Origin of the sequence: Halalkalibacter akibai JCM 9157, from assembly GCF_000513135.1 — a bacterium.
GTDB classification, from domain to species: domain Bacteria; phylum Bacillota; class Bacilli; order Bacillales; family Bacillaceae_D; genus Halalkalibacter; species Halalkalibacter akibai.
This window is the reverse complement of the sequence record NZ_BAUV01000050.1, coordinates 1-22,738: the sequence shown is the minus strand read 5'-3', so window position 1 is coordinate 22,738 and position 22,738 is coordinate 1. Positions and strand designations below refer to the sequence as shown.

Annotated in this window: 15 protein-coding genes and 2 pseudogenes; all 17 read right to left on the bottom strand. The window is 37.3% G+C overall.

What is annotated here, in order from left to right; genetic code table 11:
* Positions 1-925 (bottom strand): annotated as a pseudogene (gene pfkB / locus JCM9157_RS19345) (1-phosphofructokinase).
* Positions 925-1,674, bottom strand: coding sequence for a DeoR/GlpR family DNA-binding transcription regulator (locus JCM9157_RS19340; RefSeq protein WP_035667363.1), 750 nt, complete (start codon positions 1,672-1,674; stop codon positions 925-927). Before JCM9157_RS19340 ends, pfkB begins: the two are co-directional and overlap by 1 nt.
* A gap of 139 nt (positions 1,675-1,813) precedes the next feature.
* A pseudogene (locus JCM9157_RS19335) lies at positions 1,814-3,701 on the bottom strand (ABC-F family ATP-binding cassette domain-containing protein).
* 105 nt (positions 3,702-3,806) lie between these two features.
* The gene (locus JCM9157_RS19330; RefSeq protein WP_035667360.1) at positions 3,807-4,862 is read right to left on the bottom strand and encodes a nitric oxide synthase oxygenase; all 1,056 of its coding nucleotides are present in this window, start codon (positions 4,860-4,862) and stop codon (positions 3,807-3,809) included.
* A gap of 394 nt (positions 4,863-5,256) precedes the next feature.
* Positions 5,257-5,736, bottom strand: a complete 480-nt coding sequence (locus tag JCM9157_RS19325; RefSeq protein ID WP_035667358.1) for a glutathione peroxidase — start codon at positions 5,734-5,736, stop codon at positions 5,257-5,259.
* Between the two features lie 71 nt (positions 5,737-5,807).
* Positions 5,808-6,524 carry a trehalose operon repressor gene (treR, locus tag JCM9157_RS19320; RefSeq protein WP_035667356.1) on the bottom strand — a complete coding sequence of 239 codons (717 nt, stop codon included), beginning with the start codon at positions 6,522-6,524 and terminating at the stop codon, positions 5,808-5,810.
* A 19-nt stretch (positions 6,525-6,543) separates the two neighbouring features.
* A complete protein-coding gene (gene treC / locus JCM9157_RS19315; protein ID WP_035667354.1) occupies positions 6,544-8,220 on the bottom strand; it encodes an alpha,alpha-phosphotrehalase in 1,677 nt (558 codons plus the stop codon).
* Between the two features lie 283 nt (positions 8,221-8,503).
* Entirely contained in the window at positions 8,504-9,940 is a 1,437-nt protein-coding gene (gene treP, locus JCM9157_RS19310) for a PTS system trehalose-specific EIIBC component (RefSeq protein ID WP_035667353.1), read from the bottom strand.
* A 258-nt stretch (positions 9,941-10,198) separates the two neighbouring features.
* Positions 10,199-11,515, bottom strand: coding sequence for a polysaccharide biosynthesis protein (locus JCM9157_RS19305; protein ID WP_035667350.1), 1,317 nt, complete (start codon positions 11,513-11,515; stop codon positions 10,199-10,201).
* 237 nt (positions 11,516-11,752) lie between these two features.
* On the bottom strand, positions 11,753-13,060 hold the full coding sequence (locus JCM9157_RS19300) for an ATP-binding protein (protein ID WP_035667348.1): 1,308 nt from the start codon (positions 13,058-13,060) through the stop codon (positions 11,753-11,755).
* A 277-nt stretch (positions 13,061-13,337) separates the two neighbouring features.
* Entirely contained in the window at positions 13,338-14,819 is a 1,482-nt protein-coding gene (locus JCM9157_RS19295; protein ID WP_035667346.1) for an NCS1 family transporter, read from the bottom strand.
* A gap of 479 nt (positions 14,820-15,298) precedes the next feature.
* On the bottom strand, positions 15,299-15,607 hold the full coding sequence (locus JCM9157_RS19290) for a LysM peptidoglycan-binding domain-containing protein (protein ID WP_035667345.1): 309 nt from the start codon (positions 15,605-15,607) through the stop codon (positions 15,299-15,301).
* A gap of 292 nt (positions 15,608-15,899) precedes the next feature.
* Positions 15,900-16,430 carry a chromate transporter gene (locus tag JCM9157_RS19285; RefSeq protein ID WP_035667344.1) on the bottom strand — a complete coding sequence of 177 codons (531 nt, stop codon included), beginning with the start codon at positions 16,428-16,430 and terminating at the stop codon, positions 15,900-15,902.
* Positions 16,427-17,002: a chromate transporter gene (locus tag JCM9157_RS19280; protein ID WP_035667343.1), complete on the bottom strand. Its 576-nt coding sequence runs from the start codon at positions 17,000-17,002 to the stop codon at positions 16,427-16,429. The genes JCM9157_RS19285 and JCM9157_RS19280 overlap by 4 nt, the downstream gene beginning before the upstream one ends.
* Positions 17,003-17,047: 45 nt before the next feature.
* Positions 17,048-18,685, bottom strand: coding sequence for a gamma-glutamyltransferase (gene ggt / locus JCM9157_RS19275; RefSeq protein ID WP_201768908.1), 1,638 nt, complete (start codon positions 18,683-18,685; stop codon positions 17,048-17,050).
* A 201-nt stretch (positions 18,686-18,886) separates the two neighbouring features.
* Positions 18,887-20,713, bottom strand: coding sequence for an ABC transporter ATP-binding protein (locus tag JCM9157_RS19270; protein WP_035667341.1), 1,827 nt, complete (start codon positions 20,711-20,713; stop codon positions 18,887-18,889).
* Entirely contained in the window at positions 20,706-22,424 is a 1,719-nt protein-coding gene (locus JCM9157_RS19265) for an ABC transporter ATP-binding protein (RefSeq protein WP_035667340.1), read from the bottom strand. The genes JCM9157_RS19270 and JCM9157_RS19265 overlap by 8 nt, the downstream gene beginning before the upstream one ends.
* Positions 22,425-22,738 lie beyond the last annotated feature (314 nt).

Sequence of the window (22,738 nt, the reverse complement as noted above, 5' to 3'; positions counted from 1 at the left end):
TTACTCACCCTTTCCAATTTCTTCTATCGTGATGTCTTTAATTAGTGATTCCACCTGCTGTCTTGAGGCAAATTCAGTAGAGAACGCTGTTGCACTTCCAGACGCAACCGCAAACTTAAGGGCGTCTTCCAACGGCATGTTCTCTAGTTGCGAAACTAAAAAACCAGCAACCGATGAATCACCAGCCCCTACAGAGTTTTTCACTTCACCTTTTGGTGTTGTAGCAAATAGAATTCTCTCTTTCGTTCCGAGAACTGCGCCATCACCCGCAAAAGAAACAAGCACATATTGAATACCATAGCTTAACAATCTTTTAATATAGACAACCGCGTCTTTAGGCTCTTTGATGTCTACATTAAACATTTCCCCAAGTTCATGATGATTAGGTTTTATAAAAGTCGGTCCAACGTTTAAAACCTTCATCATCGGATCACCACTAGAATCAACATATACGGCAACTTTTCTTTCAAGTGCTTCTTTACATAAGGTTTCATAGATGGTTGCTGGCACTGTAGAAGGAACACTTCCTGCTAGCACAAGAACGTCCCCTTCTGAAAGGTTAGCTAACTGATCTTGAAGCTGGCTAAGATTCTGTTCACTAATGTTTGGTGATGTCCCGTTCAATTCCGTTTCCTCAAGACCTTTCACTTTAACATTAATTCTAGTGTCTCCTTGAACCTCTACAAAATTAGTTTGAATCTCTTCTTTTTGAAGAACATCTTTAACGTACGAGCCTGTAAAGCCACCTACAAAGCCTAAGGCTTCACTTTGATGTCCTAGTCTTTTTAACACTCTCGATACATTAATTCCTTTTCCTCCTGGTGCTTTGTGATCTCCGGCTGATCGGTTCACGGCACCTAAATTCACCTGTTCAATCTGAACAAAATAATCAAAGTGCTGGATTCAACGTAACTGTATAAATCATTAATCTACCACCTCGATGTTTGTCATCGTTCTATAGTTGTTGTAAGTTTCATCGTCTAAATTAGCTGTGATGATAGTGACTTCTGACAAATCCGCAAACTTTGAAAAAGAAACTTCTCCAAATTTAGTATGGTCAGCAAGGATAAAGCTTTGTCTTGATCTTGCAATTGCATATTCCTTGATAAAAGCTTCTTCCGGGTCAGGCGTCGTACAGCCATCTAGTTCAGTAATCCCATTTACTCCGATAAACGCCTTATCAAAACGAAACGTTTCCAAAGCTCGGATCGCATTTCGACCAACAAACGCTCTAGTACCTGATTTTACAAACCCACCAATTACATGAGTTTCAACATTTAGATCAGCTAATAAAGCAATATTCGTTAAACCGTTTGTGACAACTGTGACCTGTTTTCCTTCTAAGAAAGCAACCATTTCAACTGTTGTTGTTCCTGCGTCTAAGAAAATACAATCTCCATCTTCAACGAAGGAAGCTGCCTTTTCGGCAATTTTCTTTTTCTCATGACTGTTTTTGATTGTTTTTTCAGCAACAGTAGGCTCTTCTAATATTTTTTTTAAAAGAGTAGCCCCGCCATGAATACGCTTTAATTTTTTTGCTTGTTCAAGGTCGGTTAAATCTCTTCGGAGCGTTGATTCGGATGCACCCGTTTCATCAACTAATTCCTGTAACTTGACAATAGACCGTTCTTTTAATAAGTCCAGGATTTTTTTATGTCGTTCAATCGTTAACATTTACTCACCTCTTACCAACTACACGATCAGTATACAATCAATAACAATCATAATCAATCATTTTCAACCAATATTCACAAAAAAGAAAGCGGAATCCTTTTTGTAGAATTCCCGCTTTCAACTAAAACTATGTTTTTCTTTATGAATGTTGATTAATTTCTTCAACGAGCTCAGATAATTCAGTCCAGCGATCCATTGCCTGCTCTAATTGTCTCTCAACTTCTTCTTTTTCTTTTAAGAATTCTTGTATTTTACCGTAGTCACTACCAGCTTCCGTAACCTTTGAATCCAACTCTTCTATCTTTTGCTCAAGCAACATGATTTTATCTTCTATTTGATTCCAATCAAGTTGATCTTTATAAGATAGTTTTTTCCTCGGTTCTTTTTTTACAACTGTTGGCGTGACCTCTTTCTTTTGCTCCATTTCCTTTTTGGCACTCTGTTCTGCTAAGTAATCAGAGTAATGCCTTGAAAACGGGAAACAACTCCCTCTCCTTCAAACACGAGAAGGTGATCAACAACACGATCAAGGAAATAGCGATCATGGGATACCGTTAATACGACACCTGGAAACTGTTCAAGATAATCCTCTAACACAGACAGCGTCTCTGTATCTAGATCATTCGTCGGCTCATCTAAAAAGAGCACATTCGGTTCTGACATTAACACTCGAAGTAAGTATAACCGTCTTCGTTCTCCCCCTGACAATCGACGGATGTACGTGTATTGACTAGACCTTGGAAATAAAAAGCGTTCAAGCATCTGTTCAGCTGTGATCACATCTCCGTCAACCGTGTATACGACTTCAGCAATTTGTTTAATATAGTCGATTACTCGAATAGTTCCATCTATCTCCGTGTCTTCTTGTGTATAATAACCAATCTGAACCGTTTCACCTGTGGTGATACTACCGTTATCAGGCTCACTCGGCCCGCTAGCATGTTTAATAATGTTGTTTTCCCTGTTCCATTTGGTCCAACAATTCCAAGTCGTTCGCCTTTTACAATTAGATAATCAAGCGATTGCACTAACACTTTTTCCTCAAACTGTTTTGTTACCCCTTGCATTTCGATTACTTGCTTACCTAAACGTTTAGAGCCAATTGAAAAATCAAATTCTCCACGACCTACAAAACTCTCTTCTTCTTTTAATGCTTCAACCCGCTGAATTCTAGCTTTTTGCTTAGTTGTTCTTGCTTTAGCCCCACGTTGTAACCAAGCAAGTTCTTTTCTTAAAATATTGGCTCTTTTATGATCACTTTGAATTTCTTGTAGCTCTCTTTCAGCCTTTTTCTCTAAGAAAACCGCATAATTCCCTTCATATTTGAATAACTTGCCTCGGTCAAGTTCGTACATTTGGTTTGTCACCCGATTAAGGAAATAACGATCATGTGTAATTAAGAGAATGGAGCCTTTATAAGCTGCCAAATATCCTTCTAGCCATTCAATCGTTTCATGGTCTAAGTGGTTGGTTGGCTCATCTAATAAAAGCAAATCTGCTGGTTGAATTAGAGCCTTTGCTATCGCAATCCGTTTTTTTTGCCCACCAGATAGTTGCTTGATTGAAGCTTCGTAATTGTGAATACCAAGCTTCGATAAAATCGTTTTAGCCAAGGTATTTGCTTCCCAAGCATCAAGCTGATCCATTTTTTGCTGAGCCCTGGTATACTGTTTTTGGTAGACTTCACTATCAGGATTTTTCTCAAATAAAAGCAAACTTTGCTCATACTGCCGCATCGCTTCCATAATGGCTGATCCGCCAAAGTAAATTTGCTCAATGACCGTTAAATTATCATCAAGGTCAGGCTGTTGTGGTGAATACTCAATTCGAAAGTCATTCGCATGAATAAATTCGCCTTTATCCGCCGATTCAAGTCCCGCTATAATTTTTAATAAAGTTGATTTCCCCGTTCCATTTACGCCAATTAACCCGATTCTCTCTTTTTCTCGAATTGTAAAAGAAAGATCGTTAAATAAAACTTTATCTCCATACGTTTTTGAAAGTTGTTCTACTTGTAACATACTCATCTATTTTTGCCGCCTTCATTTATTTACTTTCCTTTAGTGTACCTGAATTTAGAATAGGTTGATAGACCAAGAAACAAGGTTCATGATCACTTATTACTTTAACAATCAATACAAGCGGTCTTGATAAAAGTAATTAGGTGTAGCAATCTTATCTTCATAACTGGAATGAAAGATATGAGTTGCTGCTGGAGAAAGCGGAGGGATGAGCCATGACCATCGCCCAGTTATAGGACGTCCTTTTGCTTGCTCTCTATCTTCAAATTGTTTAAATTGTTTTGCTGCAGTGTGATGGTCAACTATACTTACACCTGCTTCTTTAAATGAATGTAAAACAGCTCCATTTAACTCAAGTAATGCCCGGTCCTTCCAAAGAGTCGAATCTCTAGTTTTATCCAACTGTAAAATGTCCGCAATCCGGGGCAATAGATTATATCGTTTTTGATCAGCGAAGTTTCGCGATCCTATCTCTGTCCCCATATACCAACCGTTAAACGGAGCAGCTTGATAAGTAATTCCGCCCATTTCTAACTTCATATCAGAAACAAAAGGGACTGCATACCACTTAATTTCTAGGTCGCTAAAAGTTGAAATCGTTGGATGCGTGATCTTCACTTCTTTTATACAATTCTTAGGGATGTTGAACCATAACGGCTTTTGTTCTCCTGCTTGGACCACTAGAGGAAGAATGTCAAAAGCTGTCCCTTTCCCCTTCCAACCGAGAGATTGGCAAAGCTTTGTAAAAGCAATGGAATCTGGATCTCCAACCACTCCTTTTTCTGTTTCATAGCCTGCATATCTGATCAGTTGGTGATTCCAGATGCGTATGTGATTTGGTTTAAAAACTGAAATAGTAGGAATGATCCTGCCTTCATTGGTTGCATACTTCAAATGAAAAAAAAGAGCATTCGCCACGTCCTCTTCTGTTTCTAGTGTTCTCTCGTCTAGCACATGCATAGATTCCCAAAACAAGCGACCAATGCATCGGTTGCTGTTCCGCCAAGCCATTCGTGCACCATGAGAGAGCTCTTTATATGTATGATTGTAGGAATTACTTTGGTTGATTTCTTTTTTGATCTCTTTTAATCGGGCATCTATTTCTTCTTTATTTTTTCCGAGTTCTGTGTAACAAGCTTCAATAAACTGTTTAGCTTCCTCATACATTTCTTCCACCTCATCAATGCTTTCTCTCTTTAGTGTAGGCGAGATTTAGTATTTTAACCTTTTCACGACCTAAGATGTTGTTTAGATATTTTGTTGTTGGAATATAGTTCTTGCCACTAAATAAAGTGGAATGAACCGAACATTGCTGCTTCTCACTCTAATTTCAGAAATAATGATAACTAAGTATACAAAATATTTTAGTGGAATGGAGCGGAAGGCACTTGACTCCTGCGGGAAAAGAGGAAAGGGCAAGACACCATAGACGAAGTCATGGGGGCTTGGCTTTCTCCCCGCGGAAAGCAAGTGCCTGTAGCGCAATGGAACGGGGCCAGAAGGTCAACAACTTTTAAAAAGCCTCAAAAGGAGTACCACCCTTTTGAGACATGAACATGAATCATTTATTTAATAGTTTTTTTATATCGTCTTCTATTTTATCTGGAGTTACAGTTGGGGCGTAGCGTTCTACCACTTGTCCTTGTTGGTCGACGAGAAATTTAGTGAAGTTCCACTTAATCTCAGAGCTGAGTATCCCTTGCTTTGATTGTTTTAAGTGTTTATATAAAGGATGAGCGTTTTTTCCATTTACATCAATTTTAGCAAATAACGGAAAAGTAACCCCGAAATTCAACTGACATGTTTCTGCCATTTCTTCGTTACTGACAGGCTCCTGTTTCATAAATTGATTACACGGGAAGCCAAGTACCTTAAGACCTTGTTCTTTATAAGTCTGATGTAACGTTTCAAGCCCTTTAAACTGTGGGGCTAATCCGCATTTAGTTGCTGTATTAACGATTAGAAGGACATCACCTTCAAATGAATCAAGCTTTATTTCCTCACCGTTTGCCTTTTTAACAGAGAAATCATGCACACTCACGCTATCTCCTCCTGCTTCGAATTAATTTCATTATAAAGAGAAATCATCAAGCTTTCGAGGAAAATGCTCAGTTAGCGCTGCCTTCTAGCAAAATCAACAAACCTGAATTTATCTGGACGATGCCTAGACTCAGTATATTGAAATAATGTAACATCATCTAAATACACATGACTTTTTACCACAACGACCATGTTGTAGTCGTTTAAATCAAGGAGTTGATAGTCCTCTTCGGTCGGTACTTCTACTGTAATTTCTTTTTGAGCGAAGCTAATGGTCAAACCTAGTTCATTTTCAATATAAGCGTAAATGGATCGCTCTCCTATTTCACTTGTTAATCCAGGAACTAGTGAACTTAAAAGGAAATCTTTATCTAGAATAATTCTCTCCTCATCAATTGTTCTAACGCGAATTAGTTTCCAAACGGCTTCTAAATCTTTACTTTGAAATTCTGCCTTCATCGTTTCATCCATCAATTGTTCACTTAAAGAAACGACCGTTGTTTTTGCTCGCTTTCCTAGTTTTTCTGCGAGCTCATGAAAACTAACCAAACCTGAAATAGGAAAATTAATTTTATTAATTTCTAGAACAACCGAACCTTTACCTTGGATTTTTTGAATAAAACCATGTTCTGATAAAAGTTTTAAGGCTTTTCTAATCGTTTCTCTTGAAGCCTGATAATCTAGAGCTAACTCATTTTCAGATGGGAGAAGGTCATTTGCAGGGATTTGTCCTTTTTGAATTTTTTCAGCGAGATCATCATATATAATCTGAAATTTATTTTTTGTCATTCATATCACCCAGTTTAGTTTAACATAAGTAATAAACGAGTGACTCATAAGGTCGTAGCTTCAGTTCCTTCTCTAGAGGCTTGGCATCATTGTAATTAGATAACAGTAATTGGGCTTCTTCTGCTTGTGTTGTCCATTCTTCAGGGATCGTAAATGTCGTTTCACTTCCATAGAAATTACTAATGACGTATGCTTTTTCTTTATCACTAGTCCGTTCATAAGCGAAAACTTGGCGGTCCGTTTCTCCAACAAGGCGGTAAGCTCCTACCGTGATAATATCGTAGTTTTTACGAAGTTCAATTAACTTTTTATAGTGATAGAAAACAGAGTTCGCATCTTCCACTGCTTTTTCAGCGTTGATTTGTTCATAGTTAGCCGCTACTGGAATCCAAGGTGTTCCCGTCGTAAATCCAGCGTTCTTTGTGCTATTCCATTGTACTGGGGTACGTGAATTGTCACGAGACTTCCTTTTGATAATCGCCATAATCTCTTGTTCAGATAAACCTTTTTCCTTCATGATTCGGTAATAATTTAATGTCTCAACATCACGATAATCCTCAATAGAATCAAAAGCTGGGTCGGTCATGCCAAACTCTTCGCCCTGATAAATATAAGGAGTTCCCTGCATTAGATGAATAGTCGTTGCTAGCATTTTAGCCGATTCATTATGAAACGTTGTATCATTTCCGTATCTAGTTACAATCCGTGGTTGATCATGGTTACACCAGAATAGCGCATTCCACCCACCACCTTTATGCATCTCCACTTGCCAAGTCGTGAGTATTTTCTTTAAAGCGAGGAAATCAAAATCTGCAATTGCCCATTTCTCTCCATTTGGATAATCGACTTTTAGATGGTGAAAATTGAATGTCATACTTAACTCATGACGATCAGGATTAGAATATTTAATGCAATGCTCTATCGACGTAGAAGACATTTCTCCAACGGTCATACTATCATATTTAGATAATACTTCCTTGTTCATCTCTTGTAGAAACTCATGTACGCGCGGACCATCTGTATAGAATTTTCGGCCATCTCCCGGCGGTACACTTCCGTCATCATTTGGGTAGGATTGGTCCTTGGAAATGAGATTAATAACATCTAAGCGAAAGCCATCAATTCCTTTCTCAAACCAGAAATGCATCATATCATAAACATGTTTTCTTAGTGTTTCATTTTCCCAATTCAGATCGGCTTGAGTAACATCAAAAAGATGTAGATAATATTGACCTGTTTTTTCATCTAGCTTCCAAGCATTCCCGCCAAACTTCGATACCCAATTTGTCGGCTCTTTCCCGTCAACAGGATCTTTCCAAATGTAAAAATCACGATACGGATTATCCTTGGATTTGGCAGATTCTTTGAACCACTGATGCTCTGTTGAAGTATGATTCACAACTAGGTCCATAATAAGTTTCATTCCACGCTGATGAGTTTCCGATAAAAGCCGATCAAAATCATCCATGTTTCCATACTCTTCATGGATCGAATAATAATCCGATATATCATAGCCATTATCTTTTTGAGGGGATGCGTAAACAGGCGTTAACCACAAAACATCAACTCCAAGATCTTTCAAATAATCAAGTTTCTCAATAATTCCTTGTAGATCACCTACCCCGTTTCCTGTTGTATCATTAAAACTTTTAGGATAGATTTGATAGACTACTGATTTTCTCCACCACTCGTTCATTATTTACACCCTTCCTTTTATGACTGAAAAACAGGAAGAGACTTGGACATAAAAGTCTTTGCTTAAGAAATCCGAACGCAATAGTTACTGCTTAACACTCGCTCCGGAAATATACTTCGCTTTCCGCGGGCGGCTGGTGGACCTCCTCGTGCTTACGCACTGCGGGGTCTCACCCTTGCCTTTGATCCCGCAAGAGTCTACGTATATTTCCTCCGCTAAGGTTTGCATTTGTTCGCCTTCTAAGTTAAACACTTTAGCTATGTCCTAGCCTCTTCTTTTCTCTTTATATTTTTCCTAAACGCTTGTATGCATTTACACCCATCTTTGTTTTAGCAAATACCATCGTTAGTACAATTGGTACCACAATCGCTACAAGCATTGATATCGCAAAAATAAGCATGTGTTGTACTTGAATTGATAAAATACCTGGAATCCCACCAACTCCAATTGAGTTAGCCATAACTCCACTTGCTACAGAGATAACTGCAGCTGCTGCAGAACCGATCATAGCAGCTAAAAATGGGAATACATATCTTAAGTTAATACCAAACATCGCCGGCTCTGTAACACCTAGATAACAAGAAATGGCTGCAGGAACAGAAACCTGCTTTTCCTTCTCATCTTTTCTATTAAGAATAATCATCGCAACAACGGCAGAACCTTGTGCAATATTCGATAACGCAATCATTGGCCACAGGTTCGTTCCACCAAATTCACTCATCAACTGTAAATCAATCGCATTTGTCATGTGATGAAGACCTGTGATAACTAAAGGTGCATAAACGAATCCAAATAAAGCTGCAAATAACCAACCAAATGCCGAAGTTAATCCTGAATAAACGACGTTAGAAATCCAAGAACCGATTGTCCAACCAATTGGTCCTAAAACAACATGTGCTACTAATACAGCAGGAATTAAAGCAAAAAACGGAACGAAAATCATTGAAACAACGCTTGGTATCACTCTACGCAAGCCTAATTCTAGATACGCTAATACGAAACCAGCTAAAATAGCAGGGATAACTTGTGCTTGATATCCAATCATTTCAACCTGTGCAAATCCGAAATCCCATACTGGAATAACATCTGAACCTGCCACTCCATATGCATTTAATAATTGCGGTGATACTAACGTAATACCTAAAACAATACCCAAAATTTGCGTTGTACCCATCTTTCTTGATATAGCCCATGTAATACCAACTGGTAAGAAGTGGAATATCGCTTCACCAATTAACCATAAAAAGGCGTGAGCTCCTGCCCAGAACTGTGAAACTTCAACTAATGTTTGAGTTCCACCATTCATCATGTTAATTTCACCAATAACATTTCTAAAACCTAAAATAAGACCCCCAACGACTAAAGCTGGAATTAATGGTGTAAAGATATCGGCGAGATGCCCGATTAAACGTTGAAGGACATTCATGTTTTGCTTTGCCGCTACTTTCGCTTCATCTTTAGATGTGTCACCAACACCTGCAATTTTCGTGAATTCATTATAAAAGGACGGTACTTCATTACCAATAATGACTTGGAATTGTCCTGCTTGTGTAAATGTACCCTTTACAATACCAATTTCCTCTACCTTTTTTACATCTGCTTTTGAAGGATCGTTTAAAACAAACCTTAGTCTTGTAGCACAATGAGTCACAACATTTATATTTTCACTACCACCCACATGCTCAAGTAATTCTTTTGCTGAATCAGTGTACTTACTCAATTTCCATTACCCCCTTAACTTTCAAAAAGACCTTTTTTCCTAACTTGTATATACAAATTGATTGCGTTTTCATCTTAACTTGTATATACAAGGTTGTCAATCTTTATTTATTTGTGAATCTTTTTATTCACCATTCTGACCCTTCTCCATATTTAGTGTTATTTTACCTGTAAGACTAAGTAATATACGCGAGTGTCTAACTGATCACACACAAAAGGCTAGCTCAAAATTTTCATTTTGAGCTAGCCTTAAATATGATTAATTTCTTTTTCTAAGCAATAAATCAACATTAATTTTTTTACAGATCGTGACGTAATGTAGCAAAGTAAGAAGAACAGCACTTGCATTCATGCCAATAATAATTCCATCCATTTGTAAAGATGGCATTGAACCGAGAAAATACATTAAAGCGAAAGAAAGAACCGTTGAATAAAGAGCATGTAAGAAAGCATCTTTCACTAGACCAAGGCCGATTAAATAAGCCTGCATAGGGATAACAAAAAAGTGAAATAAGAAATAGGGTACGAGTAATTGTAAATACCTTACGGCAGGTGAATCTTCAAAGAAAAGAGCTGTTAAAGGATCTGCCCAAAAATAGAAAAGATAAACTGCTGGTATCCCATAGATAAAGGTTAAAATCATGACTTTTCTTAACAACGACCGCAGGCGATCTAAATCTTTATTTGCATAGGCTTCTGAGACTGTTGGAATCAGAACAATTAACAACGAGTGTGCGATAAAAGCGGGAAAAAAACCAATGGTAAAAGCGACCCCTGCCATTTTTCCATATTGAACCATTGCTACCGTATCTATCATCCCAGCTCGTACTAATGTTTCTTTAATAAAAAATGGCTTAATCGCAAAAGTTGCAGCGTGAAAAATTCGCAATCCCGTTGTTGGAATTGACACTTCCAACAAACTTTTCCTAACTTTTTTCCCATTTAAATTGGCTCTTGGTCCCTTCTTTAAGACACGCATTTGCAGGATAAAAGCAATAAATAAATAGCCAAGAACGAGAATTTCGCTTGCGATTAAAGTACCTAGTGCTACTAGTAGAGCTGTTTCAGCTTCAAAGCTCGTATACGTAAAGATGAATACGAGTAAACCTAGTTGCCCTGCTCTCTTTAAAAAATTCGCAATCGCAATTTTACTCATCCGCTGCGCTCCCATAAAATACCCTCTAGCAACAGAGGAAAAGGCAATAGTCGGTATGAGTAAAATAATTAACCAAGGTACGAATGGATGATAGCGCTCAAATACAGGAATAAGAGGTAAGAATAGTACGGCTATCACGGAAAAAATGATGGTACATACTGTAGCAAATTTAAGGGCATGCATAAGCATACTTCGGTGGAAAACCACATCTTTTTCTGCTACAAACTTCGATATAGAGATCGGCAATTCTAAACTTGCTATTACGACGACAAAGATAATTGTCGGCAAGATTGACATGTATAGTCCAAGACCTTCTTCTCCTAATTCCCTGGCTAAAACTAGATTAATTAAGAACTCGATACACTCACCTAAAAAAGCAACGACGATTAATAATAATGCACTTTTAAAAAAAATGTTCATTGTTTCTCTCCCCTATCCTGTCATCATATATATATGAGACAAGTCCATTAAATATGGTTAAAAAAAGGGAAACGATTCTATTTAAAATAAAAGTGTGTTTTTTATTACTGCTCCTCCACCGGCGCCGTTTCATTACGCTTTAGCTTTTATAATTGAATCAAAACCTTTAATAAAGAACCAAAAAAAAGAGAATGAATAGTTCATTCTCGCAAGCACTTCGTTTATATCATTCTTAACTTACTGTGTTCCAGTCCTCTTTTCAATTAATTCTCCTACCTCTTCGTTGTTGAAGACCTGTGGCATAATAATGGTCACTTTTGTGCCTGCATGTAACTTACTTTCAAATCTAAGAGTTCCACCCATTTCTTCTATAATACGAAAGGATACTTTTGTACCAAGGCCCGTTCCTGTTTCCTTTGTTGAGTAAAACAGTGTTCCTACATTGGCTAATTGCTCCGCGGACATGCCCTTGCCTGTATCCGTAATCGTAATTTTCACTAACGTACAGTCTTCCTCTATATGTAACTTCACTTTTCCCTTTTTAGGTGTTGCTTCAATTGCATTTTTAATTAAATTGATTAACACTTGCTTTAGCTGATTCCGGTCGGCGTGGACAAACATATCCCTACTGGCTTCTGTCGTTAATTCCACATTCTCCTTTAAAGCATAAGGAGTTAGAATAGAAATGATTTCTTTTACTACTTGATTCACTTCAACTGCTCTTATGGAACTAGAACCATATTGCGGTTTGGCAAAATTCAAATAATCATTGATTATTTCTTCTGCTCTTTGCATTTCTGTTAAGGCGATCGAAAAGTACTCTTTTTTCTTTCCTTTTTCATCGCGCTCTAATAATTGTAAAAATCCTTTTACTACTGTTAATGGGTTTCTTACTTCATGCGCAATCGACGCAGCCAATTCACTAATTGCATTCATTTTAACTGCTCGTCGCATTTCTTCTTGCAACCGCTCTCTTTCAAGTAATTGCTCGAGTAACAAAGTAGCAAACCCCATAGCAATAACAAGTGTACTCGTAAAGACAAGTCCATATGTCGCATAATGACCTACTGTCGTTTGCAAATCGCCTATAATCTTTAGGTAGATTCCCATTGAAACTACTATAATTATACCCGGCCATAGAACTAATCTAATTGAAAAACGCACTCTATCCCATTTTTGGACTTTATGTTGGTACGAGTGATAAAAAAAGTGAGATAATAAAGCTGTAATTAAAATCATTACAAATCCAATAAAGAAACTATCAAAATCAATTAACGCTCTAGTGAGTAGAACAACCCCACACAAAATCCAGCCTGCTTTTAGTCCCCCATAAAAAAAGGCCAGTACAATCAAGACATATCTTAGATCCCAATGAAGACCTTTTTCTTCAAAAGCAAACACCATACAAAATACAGCTGCAACAGTTAAAAGCGTTACTAAAGACCGCTTTAATTGTTTTTCTTTACGATCAGTTAAAAAAAAGCTCACTACTAAGATTGGCATTAATACAATCAACACGTGTAATAGGAGTTTTTCTGCGATCATTAAAGGGCTCCCCACCTTTTATTAGCATCTTTTTATTTTATATGGTACTTATGATTCGACACCTTATATAGAAAATCCTGCAAATTTTGATTTTTCTTGTAAAAATAAAGGATAAATGAGTAATTATGTTGTTAATGTACTCTACTAACCATCTCTCCCTCAGGTATGATAATAGAATGAGGCTGGGACAAAGAGTTTTTTAAACACTTTAGTTATGTCCCAGCCTCTTAATTCTCAGTTTATATATAGTTTATAAATTCATAGATATAAGCAATGTCTACACCGTTTTACTTGTGACAGCTACTGGATCAATTTCCGTTTCTAAATTTTCTTCAAATTCAATTTCCCAATCTCGTCCTACAGTTAACCCAAGGTATTTTTGATCATCAGGGTCTATAATTTCAGCTTGTGCATATTTAGGAAACCACCAATATTTTGCAAGAAAGTAATAAGATATACTTCCTACTAAAAAACCAACAATAAATGAGTAATTTGAAAGTGCTGTAGCAGCCAAACCTCCAATAATCCAAGATATAAAACCAGCTAGATTAAAACCTTTGTAATATTGATACTGACCTTCTAGCTTGAATAATTCTTGAACATTTACCCGTCTTTTGCGTAACCAATAATAGTCAGCAATTAATATCCCAACAATTGCTGATAGAATTCCACCGACAATTAATAATGCAGGAATTATAATTGCAAATAAGTTCCATGGCTGAACTAGTACTCCTATCACTCCCGCTATTACGACGCCTACCCAAAAGGGTATTTTCGGTCCTCCAACATTGGAGAAGATTGTTGCAGCTGGTACTAGATTAGCTGATATGTTTGTTGACCATTGTGCAAGGACAATCATTAATAAAAGAACTCCTAGAACTAGCCCACTAGCAGCTTGTTGAAGAGCAACAACTGGATCGGCATTCGCTACCGCAATATATGATACAGCACCTATAATAACCATAAATGTTTGGACGATCGGTAAGGTAATTAAATTCCCAATGATTTGAGCTTTATTTCTTTTAAACCAGTTCCTCTCATTTTTTGGTGCCTTAACGAATCGTGACAAAGAAGGCATATCTGCTGCTAACGTACCCCAAAAACCCATATTGCTCATGATGACAACAACGAAAGCTGTCACCGCCGTCATTCCTGTGGCTGGATTCTCCACCCAACTCCATACTTCTCTTCCTTGTTGCAAAGCTTCTTGAGATAAAGTTGTATACATCCAGATGGAAATTAAGATGATGATAGGGGCTGCCAAATCAGCAAAGCGTTCAATAGCTTTTATACCTAGTGACGTGTTAATCACTTGTAATGTTGCAAAAATAAAAAAGCAGATAAACCAGTTATCAAAACCAAACAGCACATTTAATATTCCATTCATAGCCGTTGATCCAAAGAAAGTATTAACACCAAACCAACAAGCAGCTACAAAACCACGAAGAATAGATGGAATATGAGTTCCTACCGTTCCAAATGGTGCCCTCATATAAACAGGAAATGATAACCCATGCTCAACACCAATATCACCTGTTAGAGTCATTAAAACACCTAAAGTGATTGTACCGATAAGAGTCGCTAACACGACCCATCCTAGTGGCAGACTAACAACCCCTGCCCCACCTATTGCAAATGCAGCTAAAACGATTGCCATACCAACCCATATGAAGGCAAATCCCAGCGAGCTTATTTTTTTCTCTCGTTGAGGAATCGGCAATAAATCTGGTGATTTTAAATACTGATCATTTTTCTTCATAGGAAATCTCCTTTATTATGAATTTTTCAGTAGGTAAAACGAAAAGACCTGGTATTACAATTTTGAAATAAAAAGTCTACTAGTTCTTCTACTAATCAAGTCATTAGAAGTATTTCTGGGGTTGAGTTCTAAGTTGTCGTGATTAACTATTCTGGTTGAGATGGTTCTGTGAATGTCTGTATGTCTGGCAGGTCCATTCCACTTAAGTTTTAGTCGAGATTGAGTAGTTTCATTCGGATAGTAGCTCTTCAGAAAAAACCTCCTCCCGTTGTGTTCTCGTCAATAGTGTTTTTTGATTTTTCTGAATTCAGTAAGTGCATATAATCTTTTTACTATCCTATCACGCTTGCAAAAGTCTTTCTTTTGTTTAAGTAGTTTATCTAACAGAGATTCCTTCATTACAAGAAGGGGCTATCCTATTTTGGATAGCCCCTTTGTCGTTTGCTTTATTATTAATAAAAGCTCTTCTACCTTTGCTTTTACTGTTCATGAATGCGTTGTGGCACTTGTATGGTATAACCAGCTTTCAATGTCGCTGGGTTTAGTTGTTGGTTAACGAGTAAAAGTCGATCTAGCGGCATTCTTAACTTCCTTGAGATATCCCATAGTGAATCACCTGTTTGGATTTCGTAAGGAACAAGGATGTAGCCAGGAACAGATACTTCTTTTCCAATTTGTAGTTGATTAGAGGCAAGGCTTTGATTTGCTTCAATCAATTGCCGAAGAGGCAGCGAGAAAATTTGGCTGTAATACCATAAACTATCTCCAGCTCGAACTAAAATGTTCATCTTATCCCCTCCTATCTAACCAAGCATATGTATAAAAATTGGAAATCATTCGACTAAAACGCGACAATCGAACACAAAAGTGTTTAACTGAAATTCAAAACAATGCACTGTTTTAGCGGATGAAATATACGGAGACTCCTGCTGGTTGAAAAGCAAAGGTGAGACCCCACAGTGCGAAGCACGAGGAGGCTCACCAGCTTCCCGCGGAAAGCGGAGTATATTCAGGAGCGATATATTTACACTATCCATCATTTGTTCTAATTCTCAATTGATTAATTTTTTCTCTACATATTTAACTTAAAAAAATAGCCCCGTAACCTAAGCCACCTATTATCACAAATGCAGGGTGAACTTTCCACTTTTCTAGCAATAAAAATGCGGCGATAAGCAAAAAGATGGTATGCCCTATCCCAGCTCCGAAATAAGAGCTTTCTAGAAATCGGAATGTTAGCACTCCTAATAAAATCGCAATAGTCGGTCGAACGAGAGCTGTCATTCGTTTAACCTTTGGTGAGTCCTTAAATTTATACAAAAGTCCAAGAAGACCGATCATTAAGATGAGCGATGGCGCCACTGTTGCAAAAACTCCAACGACCGCTCCAAATATACCTCCAACTTCATAACCAATATAACCAGCCATTTTCGTTGCAATTGGACCAGGTAGCGCATTACCAAGAGCGAGCACTTCACTAAATTCTTCAACCGTCATCCATTGATATTTAGCGACTACTTCATACTCAACTAAAGGAATGGAAGCTGGTCCACCCCCATATCCTAAAATTCCTGGAATAAAAAAGGCAAGGAAGATTTCCCAATAAATCATTGTGCACCTTCTTTCTCTTTGTTGCCTGCGTTCTTAGCTTTTTCTGGCTTGAATAGAGCATAACAAAGCAGAATCGCAATTATAATACCCGGATGAACATGAACCATTTCAATTAATAAAAAACTAATTAATAGAATCGTCACACTAACTTTCCAACCTAGCCCCTGATTGGATTTCTTAAAGAAATCCCACGTCAATACAGCCATCATTACAACAACAATGGGGATAACTCCTTTAGTCATACCAGCAACCCAGGGCTGATCTTTAAAGCTCGTTAACGTCGTTAATAAAACGATCATCATCAAGATAGATGGAACAATCGAAGAAAGGACCGCATTAATCATTCCTGCAACACCTGCGACACGATAACCAATATACCCAGCCATTTTGGTGTTAATTGGCCCAGGTAACGTATTACCAAGCGCTAAAACATCACTAAATTCATCATCATTCATCCATTTAAAAATAGTAACGACCTCTTTGTGAACAAGCGGTATTGCAGAAGGGCCACCGCCAAAGCCCAAAATCCCCGATCTAAAAAAAGCTATAAATAAATTTATATGAGTTTTCAATTTGAAGCCCCCGTTGTGAAATCATTTTTCAATTATTTGATTAAATTAGTACCCAATTGCCGCACCGTCTCCTCTTGGATCGGCACCACCTAGCTTTACGTTATTTTCCTCATTTACTAAGATTGCTCCTGCATGACCCATAACATCAGAAAATTCATCAACTACTTCAACATCATGACCAAGTTTTTTCAATGAGTCAATAACCGATTCTGGCACTCGTGATTCAACCTTAAGATTATTTGAATCCGCTCCCCATGTTCGACCATATAACCACCTCGGCGCTTCTATAGCTTTTTGGATATCAAATTGATAATCTATAATTCTTGTTACAAGCGCTGCTTGAGTTTGCGGTTGCCCCTCTCCGCCCATCGTTCCGTAAACGAGTTTTAAGTCGTTGCCATCCAGCAATAGGGCTGGGTTTAACGTGTGAAATGTTCTTTTTTTAGGAGCTAAGCAGTTAACATGATTTTCGTCTAAGGAAAAGAAGCTACCCCGGTTTTGCAACAATACTCCTGTATTCTTCGGAATAATACCTGAACCAAAATCATGATAGATGCTCTGAATAAAAGATACTGCATTCCCTTCTTTATCAACGACTCCAAACCAAACTGTGTCACCCTTTGGATCTAATTGTTTCTCAACTTTCCTACTAAAATCTTTGTTTATTTGGTTCGCCATATCCATTCCATGCGATTTGGAAAGAAGGTCGTCTAATGGAATATCCACAAAACTAGGATCCGTTAACCACTTATCTCTATCAGCAAAAGCAAGTTTTGTAGCCTCGACCAATAGATGATAATAATCAACTGAACCTTCCTCAATTGTTGATAAATCAAAGTTATTTAAAATATTCAATATCGACAAAGAAGCAAATCCTTGCGTGTTAGGAGGTAGATTATAAGCCTTATAACCCCTGTAATCAACACTAATCGGGGTCACCCAATCAGATCGATGATTTTTAAAGTCTTCAATTGTTAGCAAGCCTCCATTTGCTTGCACATCCGCCACTATTTGCCGGGCAATTTCCCCTTCATAAAAAGCTTTGCTTCCTTCATTAGCAATAAGTTCTAACGTTTTTGCAAGATCAGGGAGTTTCATTAATTCACCCGTTTTAAAAGAAGATCCATCTTCTTTTAAGAACGTTTTTCTAAATTCCTCAAAACGTTGTAAACACCTAAACTCAAGATCATCCTGACAGTTCACTTTCGTCCAAAACTCCTGGCTAGGCGTCACTGCAAAGCCATTTTTAGCATAGTTGATTGCAGGCTGTAATAACTCTTTCCATTGATATGTAGATTTAAGATTTTTTTGTGCATATTGATAAGCTTCATTCCAGCCAGCAACAGCCCCAGGTACCGTGTTAGCCGACAAATAACCTCTAACAGGAATTTTATCTAATGAACGAGTCTGATAAAAATCAATATCAGCATGCTCCCCAGACCTTCCACTACTATTGAGAGCCTTAACTTGCTTTGTTTGATGATTATAAAGTAACCAGAAATTGTCTCCGCCAATGCTGTTCATATGAGGGTAAACTACAGCAATCGTTGACGCTGCAGCAATTGCTGCTTCAACTGCATTCCCCCCATTTTGTAAGACATTTGCTCCAGCCTGTGAAGCTAAATAATGTGGAGTTGTGATCATTCCATTAGGTCCCATCGTCGTGGAACGATATGCCGGCATTGTCATTTAAATACCTCCTCGTAACTATATAATCCATTATAATATCATTTGTTAATTATATTAATAGTTTTTTATACAAAAAGAAATAAAATTTACTAAATATAATTCATTAAGAAAAAACTAAAGAAAATCACACCATAGAAAAGAGGATGTCTATAAAGGTTTCCATTTAACCTTTTCAGCATCCTCTGTCCTCTTAAACTATCCATTAGAATGTTCTACCATCTCATAATAAAATCCCTTTTGTTTAACTAGATCCTCATGCGACCCTCGCTCAATTAACCTACCTTCTTTTAAAACAAGAATTTGGTTCGCTTTCCTAACTGTATTTAATCGATGGGCGATCACAAAACTCGTTCTTCCTTTCATTAATCGCTCTAGCGCCTCTTGGATTTTAATTTCAGTAATCGTATCAATACTACTTGTAGCTTCATCTAAAATTAAAATAGCTGGGTTAGCCAGAATGACTCTAGCGATCGAAAGCAATTGTTTCTGCCCCTGACTAATGCCGGTGTGGTCTTGTTCTAGAACCGTATCAAATTTATTAGGAAGTCTATTTATAAAAGAAATGGCATTTGCTTGCTTAGCTGCTTCTTCAACTTCCTGGTCGGTTGCATCAAGCTTTCCGTATCTGATATTTTCTCGAATCGTTCCTTTAAAAAGAATGGAATCTTGTAAGACAAATCCAATATGTTGACGTAGAGAATCTCTTTTTAAGTTCATGATATCTTGATCATCAATTGTGATCACACCACTACTAGCATCATAAAATCTTGAGAGCAAGTTAATAATCGTCGTTTTACCTGCCCCTGTTGGACCAACTAAAGCAACAGTTTCTCCTGCTTCGACACTGAAACTAACATTCTTAATGGTATTTTCGTTATTCTCGTAAGAAAATGACACTTGCTGGAATTCTACATCTCCCGCAACCTCTTGCAGAGAAGATGCATACTCCTGATCTTTTTCTTCTTCTTCATCTAAAATATCAAATACTCTTTCAGCACCTGCAATCGCTGATAAAAGCATATTAAATTGGTTAGCAAGATCATTTAAAGGACGAGTAAACTGCCTTGAGTATTCAGTAAAGATCACAATCACACCTATTGTAATGACGCCGTTAAAAGCAAGAACCCCGCCAATTCCAGCAATTAAAGCAAAGCTTAAATTATTTAAAACGTTCATTAACTTAGGAATAAAACCAGAGTACGTTTGCGCCCAAAAACTAGCTCGTTTTAACTGCTCACTTTTATCTCGAAAACGGTTGATAACAAACTGCTCTTGCGAAAAAACTTTTACGATTCGTTGTCCGGAAATCGTTTCTTCTATAAAGCCATTTACATCTCCTAAATGTTTCTGCTGCTCTTTAAAAAACAATCCTGTACGCTTTGTTATCCACTTCATCCCAAATACCATTAAAGGAATAACCAGCAAGGTTATAACCGTTAACAAAGGACTAAGATAAAACATCACTGCGATTATTCCAATAAAAGTAAGAACACTTGAGAAAATCTGAATCACGGATGTGTTTAAGGTGGTGCTCACATTTTCAATATCATTGGTTAACCGACTCATAAGCTCTCCATGTTGCTTTTTGTCTAGATAAGAAATAGGTAAACGTTGCAGTCGCTTAAACAATTGACTTCTCATTTCACTGACAGTTTTCTGTGCAATGCCAATCATCCAATAATTTTGTAACCAGGTAGAAATAGAATAAAAAAGGTAAATAAATAAAAGAAAGATTAATAACTTCATCAACTCATTTAATTGATAAGAAACAAGAAGGTCATCTATTGCCATCCCAATCAAAAAAGGTCCTAATAAACTGAAAAATGAACTAAGAATGACCATTGAAATGACGAGCCATAAATAAGTTTTATGAACAGAGAGAAAACTCCAAATCCGTTTTAGGGTTGAAAACCAGTTTTTCGGTCGAACTTTTCGGTTCGCTTGTGGCGTTTCCTTATTGGTCTTTATGTTGGTTAAAGGAATTCGTTTATAACGAAAAGGTCTCGTTAATTGATTAAACATCTTGAAGTTCCTCCTCCCTTAATTGTGACTCATTTATTTTTTGATAAAGACTCGACTGTTTTATCAGTATTTCATGACTGCCTTCATCGACAATCATTCCTTCATCTAATAAGATGATTTGATCTGCTTTTTTGGCTGTACTTATTTTTTGAGTAATGATACAAGTCGTACAGTTATAACGTTTTAGTGCTTGAAGAAGTAGCGCTTCTGTTTTTACATCTAACGCACTAGTACTATCATCAAGTAATAGGATTATTGGCTTTCTAACAAGAGCTCGAGCAATCGATAACCTCTGTTTTTGGCCCCCAGAGAGATTCACACCTTTTTGACCAATCTTTGTCTCATATTGATCAGGAAGCTGGCTAATTACATCATGAATTTGAGCATCTTTTGCTGCTTCAACAATCTCTTCCATCGTGGCATCTTGCTTTCCCCATTGGAGATTTTCTTTAATGGTCCCAGAAAATAAAAAGACATCTTGTGGTACATAACCAATTTTCTTTCGGTATTCATCTAGATCCAATGAATGAACGGGATGTCCACCTATGTAGATCTCACCAGATGTAACTTCATATAAATTTGGTATCAGTTGAAAAAGGGTCGTTTTTCCAGATCCCGTAGATCCTAAAATCGCTAGGGTTTTTCCTCCCTCAACCTTGAAATTTATTCTCTTTAATACCTCAATATCTGTCGAAGGATATTGAAAGGATACCTCTTTAAATTCAAGTGAACCGTCTTTAATTTCTATTGCCTTTGTTGATTTTTCAGCATCTACATTGGTTTCTAATACATCTGTTATCCTTTCTGCAGAGGCACGGGCTCTTGAAAACACGATAACAATCATCGAGATCACTGTAAGAGCCGATGTAATCCGGGTAGCATAATTAATAATCGCAACAACCTCACCGACTTGAGTTCCTCCTGTATTGACAGCGAAACTACCAAACCAAAGAATAGCCATAACAGATACATTCATCAGCAAAAGGAGAACAGGCATAGCAATTTCCATTAATCTGAGCGCAGAAACCGTCGTTTTCACTAAATCATCATTGCTTTTATTAAATCTACTTTCCTCAAAACGATGGCGAACGAATACCTTTACAAGTCTCATCGCAACGAGATTCTCTCTCATTACATGGTTCACACCGTCTAATTTAGCTTGAACTTGACTAAATAAAGCTCCCCCTTTTTTCATCATCCAAATTAAAAAACAGATTAAAATCGGTATCGTGATTACTAGAATAAGGGCTAATTGAACGTTGACTAACAACGCCATAATCGTTCCACCTATAACAAGTAGGGGTGCTCTTAACATAATTCTTAAACTCATAAAAATGGTATTCTGAATTTGACTGACATCATTGGTCATCCTTGTAATGAGCGAAGAAGTTTGAAATCGTTGAAGCTTGGTGTATGTAAACGTTTGAATTTTCTCGTATAATTCAGAGCGAATGTCATAGCCTGTACTTTGACTAACGTGCGCAGCGTAAAAAGAATTAACAACCCCGGCCAAAAAAGCTAGAAGTGACATCCCAACCATGATCGCTCCCCAATTTAAAATGACACTCATATCTTCTTGCATAATGCCATCATCAATGATTTTGGCGAGTAATAAAGGATGCAATAACTCAACAACTAATTCAACAAACATGAGAAATAAAGCAATCACGATAGGAAACTTATATGGTTTTAAAAATGAAAAGAGTTTCATAGCTCTCCCCCATTTAGTTAATTTATTCGCAAATCGAATTAATATAATCATAGCCTATTTTGAAAATTTTCACTAATTTAAATTTATTTTTATTGATCATTTTATCACGTTTTCCTCTTGAAATTAGACTTTCTCTTTCATTAACTAACCTATTTGGCCAATTATGGAGAGCGGTATAGTTCTTCAATGAATGAGAGAGGTACTTACTGAGTAAAAGAGTTGATTTCGTAGTATTTTTGCTGTGAAAGAATATTTTTCCTCTAAGTGAAATGGAGCGGAAGTCACTCGACTCTTGCGGGAAATAGAGGTAGGGC